The sequence below is a fragment of the Pseudoalteromonas sp. A41-2 genome, assembly GCF_015767615.1.
In the GTDB taxonomy this organism is placed as follows: Bacteria; Pseudomonadota; Gammaproteobacteria; order Enterobacterales; family Alteromonadaceae; genus Pseudoalteromonas; species Pseudoalteromonas lipolytica.
In genome coordinates, this window is the sequence record NZ_CP065231.1 from 678,966 (window position 1) to 693,138 (window position 14,173).

Here is a 14,173-nt window from a genome sequence, read left to right on the forward strand (position 1 = left end):
GAACCCTATTTTAATATAATATTTAACCTCAGAATAGCTGGACTAGTTGCTTTTTTTGGGCTAAATTTATCGGTATCAAACTCTTTTGTATAATAACATAACATTTGGATGTTAAATGAACGATGGATACTACATTCATAGTGCAACACGCCCACACCGGGTTAGCATAGATAAAAGCCAACCAGTCCGAGCGACAGCAATCTATTGCGATGGAAGTGTATTGTTCTCTGGCTTGAAGTATCTCGTCTTAATGAAAAAGAATAAAGGAGTATCTGAGTCATGGGAAAGGCAGTTTATTCAGGCCATGCGTTTATTGTTGGATTACTCCATCGCAAACAATGGATATTTCGAAAATGCAAAAGATATGTTTGAAAGTTTTGCATATCGTTTGCAAACTGGAACAGTTGATGAGAATGGAAATGATCATAGTGGACTGAGGTGGGATCCTAAGTCATCAAATTCATCTAAAAGGATTTTAAAGAAAATTACAGGCTTTAGTGACTGGTTGTATGATGAATCAGGAGGTAAAAGTGAACTGTTGAACCCTTTGAGAGAAGCTACTCTAGCAGAGAAAGTTTTAAACACTGCCGCTTATAACCATAGACACAACAATGCATTTTTAAAACATACCTTCTCATCAAGTAAAAAAGAAGAAAAGCTCAGCAATGTGAGAAACACTAAGATTGAAAGCTTTCCAACAGTAGACTTCGAGCCTAAAAAAGCTTTTCCTGATGAGCGTTTTATCGATCTACTTTTCGATGGATTTAAGAAAAAAAAATCAAAGCTAACTGACCCTATCCATATAAAGTACCGCATTGATTACATTCTCATCACCATTTTACAACACTTGGGAGGATTACGTTTAAGTGAAGTTTTTCATATTTACGTAGATGACATTATTCCCAATGAAGAAGGCCAGCAAATTCGAGTTTATCACCCCTGCGAAGGGTTGGCTCCAGAGCATGCTCGGCGAAAGTATAAACATGGACATATGAGTAGGAAACAATATCTAGCTAAGGCATTTCATATGCAAGATAGACTTCATATGAAAGGTCGGTTGCATGCTGGCTGGAAAAATTCAGTTGTTAATGAAACGGGGAAATTTTTCCATGTGTTTTTGTTTGGTTTTCAAGAACTACAGAAACTCTTTTTTGAGTTATTCAGATTGTACATCGAGATTAGGCAAGAGCCCCTAAAAGGTAGAGAACATCCGTTTCTTTTTACAGATAATAATGGGGATCCTTTAAGTATGGTGGCTTATATAAGGGCTCATTCCAGAGCAGTAAAACGAATTGGAATGACCCCTAAACTTGATTATTCAGGTACACCACACTGTCATCGTCATGCTTATGGTAAAAGGCTTGCAAACGCTAACATTGACCCAATATTGATTAAAAGATGTTTACATCACGCATCATTAGAAGCCCAACAAGCCTACACTCAACCGCAAATTCGTGAGACTACGGAAGCTCTAAAAAAGGGGATTGAGCGTTTAGAGCATCAAGAACAAAAATTTGAATCATTGAATTCTATTAACTCTCTCGCTAACTTTTAGGGATATTAAGGAAGCTGTAATGAGTGCAAAATATAAAACCTTAGACGAAGCGAAAGTGGCTGTCCAAGCCTTAGTGCCTCTGCCTACGAGCATTAACGAATATCAAAATAGCTATCTTCAGGACCCTCGGCTTCCAGCAGCACCTGATCAAATATACAGAAAACACGGTTGGAAATCATGGTATGACTTTTTGGAAAAAGAAGAGCCTGCAAGTTGTTATATTACTTACAAAGAGGCAAAAGCATCCGTACAAAGTTTAAAACCAGTACCAAATAGTCAGATACAGTATCAAAAGCTTCGAATACAGGATCCTAAGTTACCTTCGACGCCTGAAGTAATGTATCAAAAAAAAGGATGGACAACTTGGTATGATTTCTTGGGTAAAGATATACCTTGCGAATTTTACCAAGATTACGGTGATGCGGCTTCTGCGTTAAATAACTTGAAGCCGATTCCAGTGACGAATAAGCAATATTCTGAAGTTTATAGACAAGATCCTAGATTGCCATCAGCACCCAATAGAATTTACAAAAATAAGGGGTGGATATCTTGGCCTGCATTTTTAAAAACAGGATCACCTTTAGGTTATTATGAAACTTACGATGAGGCACAATCTGCCCTGCTGAGGCTTAGCCCTGTTCCTTACACATATAGTGAATATCAGAATGTATATTCCCAAGACTCACGTCTAGTAGCTACACCGGATAGAATTTATAAAGATAAAGGTTGGATAAATTGGCCAGCTTTTCTTGGGACAAGTTCACCTTTAGGTTACTATGAAACCTTCGAAGAAGCACAAAGCGCAGCGCAAAAACTTAACCCAGTTCCAAGGACACAAAGAGAATACTACAAGTTTTATAAGCAAGATCCACGTTTGCCTGTAAATCCAATTGCTTATTACAAACAAGAAGGCATAGGGATTAGAGACTTTCTCAGAGTCACAGAATTTACTTATCCAGAAATGAGAGCTTGGATTGATACACTTAGTCCAAAGCCAAGACGAAATCATGAACTTGTAGTCGCTGGTGCAGGTGATCCTCGTATCCCTATTAAATTTAACAAACTAAATGGATATTATGATTTTGTTAGCCTTGTCGGTATAGAATATGAGTGCCCACTTGACGCATTGAAATTAATTAAAAATGTACGACCAAACCTGCAAAGCTATGACGAATATGCCGGATTGCGGGAATTATATGGATCACTCCCATTAGATCCCCTTAAGAGCTACGGTTTTAAAACATTTGAGCAGTTTCTGACTTTCGATAAATCGCAATTATTCTCTAGAAAAGATGCGCAATTATTTTGCAATAAAAACAAGATTATAAGCGCTGAGGAATATAAACAGTTTGCTAGGGTAACTCCGAAGCTACCTCTAAGCATAAAAATGATAAAGGGAGTTTCACGGCTAAGTCAAATCAACTATAAACCATCACCATTTGATGTATTTGGGGACGATAATTATAAAGATTGGATAAATTTAGCTGAGTTATTTTGCTCTAAAGGGAAAAGCGCAGGGAAAAGAAGAGATACAATCAGAAACTTTTTTGCTTTTCACAAAAATATCTTGGCTCCAGAGGTTGAAACACAATGTTCTGTTCATCGTGAATTAATTGATCCAACTGATTGGTTTAATAGTCTCGCAGAGTCCAATAGAAATCAGTCAACATTAAATAAAATTAAGGCATTTTTTGATTTTGTGCTGGATAAAAAATGCGCACATGTAAGCGAAGATGGGGAAGTTGTTTATTTAGAGGGGTACAGAATTCCAATTCGATTTGACTCTCTTCCAATTGAGTTTGTAAGTCTCAAATTAAATGAATCAAACAAGAAAGCACTGCCCTTCAAGTATATTCAGAAAGCGAGGGATTTCATAGCTACTGAAACAACTCGAACCATAGGCGATATATACAAACGCGTTTCTGAAAAGGCTGATTACTTCGACAACTATAATGATTGGTTTGATGTAAAACCAAGTCTAATAGATAAAAATGATCCAAATTGTGTTTGGCGAATTAATGGTGAAAAATACCAGGTTTGGTCTCCCGTGAAGACGATTGCAACATTATTACAATTATATGTTCCCTTGAGAGGCTGCCAAGTTGTTTGGGCTGATAGTGGTGAATGTGATCAATATAAGCTTGTATCAAACGGCGCAAGCTATCATTGGGAAGAAAATAAGCAGATGCATAACCATCGAATCCCAGTAAAACAATTTCAAGGTTTTTTAAAACCTACAAATTTTGCTGATTTAAACTCTTCTATTCAGATACATGTGAATACGAATAAAACAGCAAGAAATAGTTACTCTGGATATGACATACCATATATTGATGAACGAGTTTTACCTTTCATCATTCAGCTTAGGAATTGGCAAGAAAAATATAACCCAATTGATGCTCCTGTTGCCTGGGCAAACGCCAAAATAGACAAAGAGTCTAATCAAGGTGAATTATCAAAGTACGGCTATCAGGGAAAAAGTTGCTTTCTGTTTAGAAACCCTTGTTATGGCGATAGAAAAAGTCCAATAACTCAAGCTCAACTCTCGTCTACTCTTGCAGGGATACTTCATCTAATAGAAGATGATGAACTTCCATTGACAGCGGTTTTAGAAAATGCAGCTAGGAAAATGCAGGGAGCACGTTTTAGGTCATCAAGCTTATCAGGCATCAAGTCTTTTTTCACATTGCATAGTATGCGAGTCTCATTAATTACTGCATATATTAGAGATGCCAAAATTGCGCCTGAAATAGTTCAAAAGTTGGTGGGACACTCTTCATTAGTTATGACCATTTACTACACTAAAGTTGAAGCGGAAACGATTCGCGATGAGTTAAAAACGGCAGAATCGAAGATCATCAAAAATCAAGCACAAAGAATTGAGCAAATGATTCGTCAGCGCAAGATGGATGCTTTGACAAGTGAGTTGATTGATAGTCAAGGGAAAATAAAAAAATCAGCGTTAAATGTTCATGCTGCGCTTAACTCTATTATGGATTATGGGATTTGCCCAAATGGAAGAACAATGTGCTCTAAAGGAGGAGAAATCGTTCATCGTGCAGGCAATATTTACGGCTCCGTGGAACCTGGGTATTTAGGAGTTGAAAATTGTTTGCAATGCCGTTTTTTCATGACTGGCCCCGCCTTTTTAGGCGGACTCCAAATGCTTGCTAACGAACTAGGCCTAGAGTGTAAGACTGCTGCTATAAGGATAGATGAACTGCAATGCGAAATAGATGTTCTTGAACATCAGCAGTACGAAGCAATGAAAGAAGGTCGAGTATTCTCGAAAAACCTTATTCTTCAGCAATCAGAATCACACTACCAAGCTGAAGTAACACGTTTTGATGGTCTGGCACGAGATATGATCACTGTAATTAGATATTCAATGAACTCGGTAGACTTATTGGATTCACAAAGTGAAAATGGCCAAAGCACAAGCTTAATTACATTACAAAGTAAGGAGGATATATCAGTTCAATTAACTGAAGAAAGCTCATTTACGCAGCTAGATATGGTTTGCCAAAGTGCTGCATATTATCAATCCTCTCGCCCCGAAAATGCTTCTTTAAATCGCTCTCAATTCATTGACCTTTTTGCTTCAAAGAATGGGTTTGCTCCTAGTATGTTTAGACTTTCACAAAAGCAACAAATAGAAGTTGGGAATCAGATTACAAACCTATTATTTGCGCGACTTGGAAGCTATGAAAAAGTCTCAGAATTGATGGATAAAGATTCTGATATAACGTTGAAAGATCTTGGAATTGAAAAGCAAAGCACAACAATGAAAGAGTTAGAGTTCTTGATGTCAGGACAAATAAACACTGCTCTCACATCAAATTCTAATGTTAATAAGGTAGCAAGTCGTCATGAGTAATAAAGTAAAACAAAGTGTGGTTGATAGTGTTTTTGACTCATTAGTATCAGAAAGCTCTCATCGTGTTATTAAAAGTTTAGGTATAATTAGAAAAGCTTGTGAGAATGAGCTCGAAAAAGGGCGGCTTAATTTTACTATTGCGAGTATTGGTCGACTATCGGAGTCGATGGGAGGCCCCAAGGAGCAAGCAATAAGGAATAAAACAAATTCTGGCAAGGTGTATCGAAGCCTAATTAAAGCATACGCTACAACGTATCAACCTAAGAAAGAAGAAAGGGTAGGAATTCTTGAAAGCTATGAAGATGTGTTAGCGGGTGTAGAAGACCATAAAATTAGAATTCGAATGCTGGATCTTTTAGCTAAGAATAAAAAACTTGAAAACCAAATTAAACAACAGCAAATGGCGCTGAATGCTCCAGATTGGAGTGATTTACAGGGGAATCCTATTAGTCATTCCGCAATAGGTATCGATCTAAATCTTATTGAATTGAAAGCACTTTCACACTTTATTAGTCAAGATAACATAAATAGTCGAAATTGGTCAGTCTCAAATGATGGTCAGATTATTGATGAATCGGGAAAGGCATTAACTAAGCGTGGGTTTGTCGATGCGATTGAGAAACTTAACGTTGTGTCTGAGCAGTCACTAATAGGAAAAAATGATGGCTAACGGCCAACAAAAAGCTCAACAAACTCTCAAAGCTTTTGAGCTGTGGGTTTCGACTCAAACCAATGATGATTTCACTCAGTTAATCTACGGGGAGAAACTCAATCGCGGTGAGATAGCCAAAGCCATCGGTTGTGGTAAATCGGCTCTTAATCAGAACCCAGCGCTTAAAACAGCTCTTGGCAACTTGGAAGATAGGCTTCGCAAGGAAGGTGTGTTACCTCCCTTAACAGTAAAGGCAAAAGAAGAATCAGATAAACCCAAGCAATACGACAACACTACTCATAAAAGACACCTTGAGTCGAAAAGGCTATCGGCTATTGAAGCCGAGAATATTGAACTGAAAGCTAAAATCAAAGAATTAGAATCTAAGCTTGAGCGCTTTGGTGAGTTATCGGACACCCTTTATGAAATGGGGTTTATGCCTCGATGAATACAGAGTATTTTCGTGTAACTAGCATAAGGTTTCATAGCAATAAACATGTGATTTTCATGGGCATCCCGCTCAAAAAAAATAGCTATAAAATGCACAGCGGAAAGTACACTGTTTCAGTTAAAGCATGCCCTGATAGCCTCCCTGTGAGTCCGGCCATTGGTCAACACTGGGAAGTTAAAGGTGTAAAAACCCTCAGTGAGTATGTGAACAATGGCTATGTCATGACACAGCATGTTTTTGACTCACCAATTGAAGCAAAATGCTCTCTTCCTGAAATTGGTGAACAACTCATAAAGTTTATATCCAACGAAAAAGACTTTATAGGTATCGGTGAAAGTAAAGCCAGGCGGTTGTGGAATGCCTTGGGGAGTGACTTTCATCATCTTGCTAAGAAAGACACAACAGAGTCGAGAAGTCGACTTAGCAGCCTTCTAAGCGAAGAGTCCATCAATGCACTTTATAAAGGCTATGCCAAGTATGCTAATTTAAGCGCGTGTAACTGGATGTCAAATCACCATATACCTTCTTCTATTCAACAGCGTTTGCTTAAGCATCATAACGAAAAGTCCGTCACCGCCATTAAGGAAAATCCGTATCTATTGATCGGTTTTGGTATGTCATTTGAGGATGCAGATAAACTCGCTATTACCATATTCGACCGTGACGAGGATGAACCCAAACGCCTAAGCGCAGCGTTAGAAATTGCAATTCGCAAACAAATAGAATTGGGTCACACTTATACAACACAAAATGAGCTTAAGCCAAAGTTAGCTGCTTTATTAAAAGACAAAGAGTTATGTGCCAAGGCGTTTAAAGCTGGACATCATAAGGCTCAATACGTTCTTAATCATCAATTAGGTACATATCATCCAACAGCACAATTACTGATGGAGAATGTCGTTGCAAAACGACTGAATAAGCTTGCTAGGCAAAATAATTTATATGACGAAAATGCAAATTCTGCATATTGCTTTGCTGTTGAACAATTGCCTTACGAGCTTACCCAAAAACAAACTGAAGCAGTAATAACATGTTTAGATAATAGAGTAAGCTGTATAACCGGTGGGGCTGGAACGGGAAAGACAACTGTTCTCAGAACGGCACTAAGAGCATATCATCATCTAGGATATGAAATTCACGCAGTTGCACTAAGTGGCAGAGCGGCAATGAGGTTACATGAATCAATAGGTTTTGTTACTTCAACCATCGCCAAATTACTTCGTGATGCACCAATTGAACCAAGTAATGAACAACCAAAGCACCTATTGGTTATTGATGAAGCCAGTATGATCGATTTGCCCACAATGTATCGCTTGGTAAACCATCATCATCCAGAGGTACGCATTATATTCACAGGAGACCCTGACCAACTACCACCAATAGGTTGCGGTAAGGTTCTTGCAGACATAGTTCTATCGAATACTATTGCAAACACTGTGCTGGATACCGTAAAACGCCAGGAAGGCTCAACCGGTATACCTGAATATTCAAAGCAAATTAACCAAGGCCAAATCCCTGAAAATTTAAGTTCTGCCGCAGTATACTTTCACGAAACTCCTAAGCACCTTATTGCAGATGTATGTTGCGAGTTATATGAAGAGTCACCATACAATAGCCGTGTTATGGCACCGACTAAAAAACTGGTTCAAGACATTAATAATCAAATTCAGGATGCTGTTAATGAGCATGGGGAGCAATTAAAGTTCAATCTCCATGGCGATGAGTTTCATGTAAATCTTAGAATTAATGATCAAATACTGTTCACTCAGAACTTATACGATAAAGGAATTAATAACGGCTCGCTTGGGGAACTCACTTCGGTTATTTCTACCGAAGGCGCATTTGGTGAAGTGACACTAGATGTTGGTGATAAAGTTGAAATCACTCAGCAAGTGCTTGATGGAATGGAATTAGGGTATGCGATAACGTTACACAAAGCCCAGGGTTCTCAGTTTCCTAGAGTAATCATAGCGCTTCAAAAAGGTCGAATTGTTGACAGGGCATGGCTTTATACAGCTATCACTCGGGCTGAAAATGAAATACACATTGTCGGTTCATCTGAAGATTTTAAATCAATCATCCAATTACCTAGTAACTCAAACAATAGAAATAGCTACCTTTATGAAATGTTGCGGATATAAGAAATAGAGCATCTAAATTGGATCTAAAAATTGGATTAGTCTGAATATAATCTGTCAGTTTCGTTTTCTTGATGTGACTATATCTGACAGTCTGCTCTAAATTGGTTCTGTCGGATAGACGACACCTGTTACCAAGTGTCGCCCTCCTAAGAACCGTACGTGCAACTTTCACTGCATACGGCTCAAGCCTTCACGAAGGCACCTAATTGGTACCCAGCAACTTATAAAGCAGCGAGATTAGGCTCATTCCAAGAGTTGCGGCATTGCCTCTTTGCTTTTCTCTTTGCCAAGTATTCTTGGTATAAAGGATCAAAAGGCGTAGCTTCACTCCTGATTTTCACATGTCTCTCTATTGGCACCTTAGCTATTTGAAATAGATTAAACTGACAATCCATATTCATGCTCTTCTGCCAACCGTGAAATTGCCATTGGCCTCGACGGTTGATAAAGTACTTCATGGCGATCCAAGTTTTGGATTTTGTTGGATGACGCCTTTTAGCCCAATGCCATAACGCTAGAAATAGTTTGTGGCTCACATATCCGAATACTTGTTTGGCAACGCAATGGCGATAGTAATTCGACCAACCCCTGAGTTTCGGATTTATCAACTTGATTAGATCGTTAACGGGGGTGGTTGCGTGCTTTTTAGTGAGTTCGCGCAAGTTACTCAGAAATATTAACGTGTTAGATTTACTCGGTTTAATGAGCAGCTTTCCTTTGTACTTCCTATGGTTAAAGCCTAGGAAGTCAAAACCACGGCTAATGTGAGTAATTGCGTTTTCTCTTCGGAGAGCGTTAAGCCTCTGTGTGCTAAGAAGTCAGCAATCAACGGTTTGATATCGTTCTCCAGCACGTCCTTTGAAGTGCAAGTGACGACGAAATCATCAGCGTATCCTATAAAGTTGGCTCTCGCCCCATTTTTAAGTGCGGTGGACTTTATGCGTTGCTCAAGACCTGCAAGAGTCATCAGCATCAAGGTTGGAGATATGATCCCGCCTTGTGGTGTTCCCTCGTCAGTGCGATAGAACAGCCCTTTGTCCATAAAACCAGACTTTAACCATTGTTCCAACATTCGTTTATCTACAGCTATATTATTCATAAGCCATTGATGCCCAATTTTGTCGAAACAGGCTTTAATATCTCCCTCAAGAACCCATTGAGCGGATTGCTTTTTACTCAAACAGAGAAAACACTGAGCAATAGCATCAGCAGTACTTCTGTTGCGCCGAAAGCCGTAACTATTTGGGTCAGCAAGTGTTTCTGACACAGGCTCTAGTGCGAGAAGATGAAGCGCTTGCAGCGCTCTATCGACCATACACGGGATACCCAAAGGTCTGAGCTTGCCGTTTTTCTTAGGGATGTAGATACGCTTGAGCGGTTTGGCTTGATAAGCTTTTCTGCTCAATTGATTGACTGCTTTCATGCGGCGCGTATCCGTATTCCAGATGACGCCGTCTATTCCGGGCGTTTTACTGCCTTTGTTTTGTGATACTCGCTTAACAGCAAGAAGTTTTGCCGAATGCGAGTGAGTCAGTATCCACTGCAATGCTTTCGCTTTGCCGTGTTTACTTTCTCTTGTTGCTTTTGCAATACGCATCTGAAGCTTTAAAACGTGTGACTCAACAGTTTTCCAATTTATGGATTGCCATTGAGCACTGTCAGGAGAGGCACTAATCTCTTTTGAAATCATCATTTGCGTTTCTCCTTGAATAAAGTTCTTCAAATTCTCTTGCAAAGGAAGACCAGTCGGAAGTCAGCTCACTTTCGTGCCAGACAGACGTCTGTATCTGCATCATTACAATCCAGCCTTTGCTTTCTCCAACATCCTCTACCTGCATCACTATCGGCTATATAAGCTTTCCCAAAGGGAGTGATACAGGCTTACCGTGTTCCGTATGTTGCGCAATGTCAGGTTAGATGCCCGCTATAGTGCGGAGAGTTCAGTGATCACGAAAGAGCATGGGGCAATCTCTTTCCGACTCTCGCGCCTTTTGGCTACAGCGTATTAACCACTTCCGCTGTTTCATCGTATAACGCACCTTACGCGGATTCACTTATGTTCATCATACTGACTGCCTAGCACTCACCCGATTTGTGGTTATCAGGAGGATCGTCCTCTCACGATTAAGATCCCGATTGGCGCATACCAACCTTCGTTACATTGTCAGAGCCGCTACTTTATTCAGGCTCCTAGGATCATCTGGTGATACAGATGGTTCACTCATTAAGCGGTGAACAGCGCTTCATACGACTTCACGTCGCACGCCCCATTACGCGTTAACGTAAATACTCTAATGGCAGCTGTGGGGTGAACAAAGGACCTTGCTGTTAACCTCAAGGAAGCAAATCTATTCCAAACAGCTTCAGCAATAAAGAAAACAGCCAAAAGCAAATTACAGTTATTAATGAGCTGATGAGTAACGATAGCCAAAAACTGTAGCGCTGCATCAGCATGGGGAAAAGTAAAAACATGGGCAATGTGAGAAGTACATACCAAAAAGTGTACCAAGCATGATTGGCTATTTTCTCTGACGGCTGCTTTTCAACATATAACCAAATCATGGCTAAAATTGTGACTGTCGGTAAGGCCACTATGAGTGCGCCTAGTTTATCATTTCGTTTTGCTAGCTCCGATGCCGCGACAATGACCGTAGCGGTGATCAAATACTTAGTTATTAGCCAACCCATATAATACCCTTAAATCTAAAAACCGATTGCCTATCGGTTTTTGTTGTGGCAATATAGCCAGCGAATTAAATAGAGTAAAGTGTTATGCAATTAGGTGAACTAGAAAAATTAGTGCTTCAACATTTCTGGAATGTCAAAGAGGCGGATGCAAAGCAAGTACATAAAGTACTGGGGTTAGCTCGTGGTAATTCGTTAAATACTATCCAAAGTACGCTTGATAGGTTATTTAAAAAAGAATTACTTAAACGCACTAAACAAGGCCATGCGTATTGTTATTCAGCCAGAGTAGATCGTGAAGGCTTAATTGCTCAACTTATTTCAAATGTAACCAGTGACTTTGTTGATGATGGTGAAAATAGCTTAATTGCAGCGTTCAGTTCTGCTTCGGCACAGCTTAATGACGAACAACTCGATACATTAGAAAAAATGATCGAGAAACAACGCCAGCTAAGAAAGGAACGGGCTTAATTATGTTAGTTGGAGATATGGCAATCGTTCTAAATTTGCTCAGTGTTTCAGTGCTTGCATTTGTGATCGGTATTGCAACTGTTGCTGTCGTATCTCGTTTTGTGTTGTTCAGACTCAAACAAGTCAGTTTTAATAGTCAAAAGTTTATATTGTGGTCACTAGTGAGTGCACCTTGGTGGATAGCCTTTTCTTGTATTGGTTACTTTATGCCTTACTCGTTAGGGTTTGATAAAGTTTTTAACATAAGCTGGTTCGAAGATTTTGCCCATTGGCACCATATCGATATTTTTAGCTTTTCAAGTTGGCACGCGTTAACCTTACTTTTAGCACTAATCTATTTAGCTTGGCGCGTAACTAAGACTACCTTTGTTAGAACCAAACAGTCCATCGCATTATCGAGTTTACTAAGCTTTACTGATGCACAAGGTGCTAGGACGACTAATGGCAATCAATATTTATTGATGCCTGTTAAAGTGCCTGTTGCCTTTACTACAGGTTTTATATCTCCCAAGATATATGTATCAACCGGACTACAAACCCAAGTTAGCGATGAACAACTTAATATCATCGTTAATCATGAACTGGCCCATGTAACGGCAAGAGACCCGTTATTTAAAGTGCTTTTCACGGCACTTGCCAGCTTCTATCCGTCACGTATAAAACAAACCCTAATCGAGCAATATGTCTTAATGACGGAAAAGATGGCCGACAATGAGGTCACAAAAGAATACGACCACCTTGATATCGCACAGACATTAATTGATGTCGCTAGACTTCAAAAAGCACTTCCTACGGACTGCGATCAGGCGTCTGTTAGCTACTTCGGACATGATTACACGAGTCTTCGTGTTGAGGGTTTATTAAATCCAATTAATAAACCGTCACTTACTACTATCATCATTACTCTAGCATTATTGGCAACTATGCCAGTACTAGCGGCATCCACTGTCGATAGTTTTCATCACTTTATCGAAACTTTTTTCATCCATTAATTAAGGATATGGAATGAGATTTAATTTTTATAAAAGCAACGGAAAAAAACCGATCGGCAATCGGTTTTTGGCTGTTGGTCTAGTTTTAACAACGGGGGCTGGTTTAGTAACATCAACTCCCTTTTTGGCTAATGCGCAGTCCCAACAGCAATTACAGTCATCACATCAGGTTATAAATTTAAGCAAGGCTGTGACCATGACTCTACAAAGTCATCCTGAGCTAAAAGCCTTGATAGCTCAAGAAGCTGTGTGGCAAGGTAATATCGAGCAAGCTGGCATTGGAGAGCGTCCTCAAATAGGTTTAATGATTGAAGATGCGTTAGGGACAGGTGAGCATAGCGCATTACAAAGTATGCAATCAACGCTCACATACTCTTGGTTGCTTCAACAAGATCAAATTGATGGCAGAGTTAATGCGGCAAAAAGCCAAGCAAATGCAGTAATAGTAGAGCAAAAAATAAAAGCCCTCGATTTATCTGCGATTGTTGCTAAACAGTTTGTTGAAATCTTGATAAAGCAAGAGCGCTTGAAACTCAATCAATTAGCGGTGTCTCAGGCACAGGAAGTGGTTGACGCTATTGCCAAAAGAGTAAAAGCGGGTAAAAGTTCCAATGTTGAAATGCGCTTGGCTCAAGCCGAGCTGGTTCGAAGAAATCTCGCTGTAGAAGATTTAGAGCACGAATTAAAAGCTAGTCATTATCAACTGTCATCCTTATGGGGCAAGCCTCAGGCTGAGCTTAAATTAACTGGGAATTTAATGCTTAAGCCGGAAATTCCCTCGGTAGAAAGCCAGCTAATCAAGCTTAAGCAAGTCCCACAAATACAGCAGTTTGTTAATGAACAACGTATCGCTCAGTCTCAAATGGAGCTTGCACGCATTGAAGCAAAACCTCAGTGGCAACTCACTGCGGGATTGAGACGATATGAAGCGACAAATGACTTTGGTTTAGTAGCGGGTATATCTATTCCTTGGGGGAATGACAATAGCAATGCAGGAACAATAGCGGCCTTACGCGCAAAACAAGATGTACTGGCAACTCAGCAACAAGCCTTAATGCAGAAACTGGATGCACAGCTATATGTGCTATTACAAGAAATGGCGCATTCCCACCATGTCATTGAAACGATTCAAGCTGAAATTATTCCCGTACTAGAAACCGCATTGACTGAAGCAAGTCAGGCATTTGATATCGGTAAGCTTAGCTACAACCAGTGGAGTGATATACGTAGAGAGCTGCTCAGCGCCCAAAATCAGTTACTTGATGCTTATCAATCTTTGCATTTACAACATATTGAAATTCAACGCCTAACTGGCGTGCCCGTTAGTGATAGCGAGTAAAACCATGAGT

Annotated in this window: 9 protein-coding genes and 1 pseudogene; 8 read left to right on the plus strand and 2 right to left on the minus strand. The window is 39.7% G+C overall.

All coding sequences use genetic code 11. The features are described 5' to 3' along the window. The first annotated feature begins 115 nt into the window (after positions 1 to 115). Genes gmtY through IT970_RS03275 form a run of 5 tightly spaced genes read left to right on the plus strand, consistent with a single transcriptional unit; the run spans position 116 to position 8,676 of the window. Positions 116 to 1,555, plus strand: a complete 1,440-nt coding sequence (gene gmtY, locus IT970_RS03255) for a gamma-mobile-trio recombinase GmtY (RefSeq protein ID WP_196857600.1) — start codon at positions 116 to 118, stop codon at positions 1,553 to 1,555. A 19-nt stretch (positions 1,556 to 1,574) separates the two neighbouring features. Then, entirely contained in the window at positions 1,575 to 5,432 is a 3,858-nt protein-coding gene (gene gmtZ, locus IT970_RS03260) for a gamma-mobile-trio integrase GmtZ (protein ID WP_196857601.1), read from the plus strand. Continuing rightward, entirely contained in the window at positions 5,425 to 6,102 is a 678-nt protein-coding gene (gmtX, locus tag IT970_RS03265) for a gamma-mobile-trio protein GmtX (RefSeq protein WP_196857602.1), read from the plus strand. The genes gmtZ and gmtX overlap by 8 nt, the downstream gene beginning before the upstream one ends. Then, positions 6,092 to 6,532 (plus strand): VPA1267 family protein, encoded by a 441-nt coding sequence (locus IT970_RS03270; protein WP_231387310.1) that lies wholly within the window; start codon positions 6,092 to 6,094, stop codon positions 6,530 to 6,532. The genes gmtX and IT970_RS03270 overlap by 11 nt, the downstream gene beginning before the upstream one ends. Then, positions 6,529 to 8,676, plus strand: a complete 2,148-nt coding sequence (locus IT970_RS03275; protein ID WP_196857603.1) for an AAA family ATPase — start codon at positions 6,529 to 6,531, stop codon at positions 8,674 to 8,676. Before IT970_RS03270 ends, IT970_RS03275 begins: the two co-directional genes overlap by 4 nt. A 221-nt stretch (positions 8,677 to 8,897) precedes the next feature. On the opposite strand, the pseudogene ltrA reads toward IT970_RS03275, so the two are convergent. Continuing rightward, a pseudogene (gene ltrA / locus IT970_RS16115) lies at positions 8,898 to 10,369 on the minus strand (group II intron reverse transcriptase/maturase). Between the two features lie 641 nt (positions 10,370 to 11,010). Further along, complete coding sequence (locus IT970_RS03285; RefSeq protein WP_130051661.1) at positions 11,011 to 11,364, minus strand: DUF3147 family protein; 354 nt, start codon at positions 11,362 to 11,364, stop codon at positions 11,011 to 11,013. Positions 11,365 to 11,448: 84 nt separating this feature from the next. Between IT970_RS03285 and IT970_RS03290 the strand changes: the two genes are divergently transcribed. Genes IT970_RS03290 through IT970_RS03300 form a run of 3 tightly spaced genes read left to right on the plus strand, consistent with a single transcriptional unit; the run spans position 11,449 to position 14,163 of the window. After that, positions 11,449 to 11,832, plus strand: a complete 384-nt coding sequence (locus IT970_RS03290; RefSeq protein WP_028834938.1) for a BlaI/MecI/CopY family transcriptional regulator — start codon at positions 11,449 to 11,451, stop codon at positions 11,830 to 11,832. 2 nt (positions 11,833 to 11,834) lie between these two features. Continuing rightward, positions 11,835 to 12,824, plus strand: coding sequence for a M56 family metallopeptidase (locus tag IT970_RS03295; RefSeq protein WP_126873597.1), 990 nt, complete (start codon positions 11,835 to 11,837; stop codon positions 12,822 to 12,824). 13 nt (positions 12,825 to 12,837) lie between these two features. Then, positions 12,838 to 14,163 (plus strand): TolC family protein, encoded by a 1,326-nt coding sequence (locus tag IT970_RS03300; protein WP_126873595.1) that lies wholly within the window; start codon positions 12,838 to 12,840, stop codon positions 14,161 to 14,163. Positions 14,164 to 14,173 lie beyond the last annotated feature (10 nt).

Coding starts and splice junctions, on each gene's coding strand:
- gmtY (WP_196857600.1), top strand. CDS start 116: ATGAACGATGGATACTACATTCATAGTGCAACACGCCCACACCGGGTT.
- IT970_RS03295 (WP_126873597.1), top strand. CDS start 11,835: ATGTTAGTTGGAGATATGGCAATCGTTCTAAATTTGCTCAGTGTTTCA.
- IT970_RS03300 (WP_126873595.1), top strand. CDS start 12,838: ATGAGATTTAATTTTTATAAAAGCAACGGAAAAAAACCGATCGGCAAT.
- gmtZ (WP_196857601.1), top strand. CDS start 1,575: ATGAGTGCAAAATATAAAACCTTAGACGAAGCGAAAGTGGCTGTCCAA.
- IT970_RS03285 (WP_130051661.1), bottom strand. CDS start 11,364: ATGGGTTGGCTAATAACTAAGTATTTGATCACCGCTACGGTCATTGTC.
- IT970_RS03275 (WP_196857603.1), top strand. CDS start 6,529: ATGAATACAGAGTATTTTCGTGTAACTAGCATAAGGTTTCATAGCAAT.
- gmtX (WP_196857602.1), top strand. CDS start 5,425: ATGAGTAATAAAGTAAAACAAAGTGTGGTTGATAGTGTTTTTGACTCA.
- IT970_RS03270 (WP_231387310.1), top strand. CDS start 6,092: ATGATGGCTAACGGCCAACAAAAAGCTCAACAAACTCTCAAAGCTTTT.
- IT970_RS03290 (WP_028834938.1), top strand. CDS start 11,449: ATGCAATTAGGTGAACTAGAAAAATTAGTGCTTCAACATTTCTGGAAT.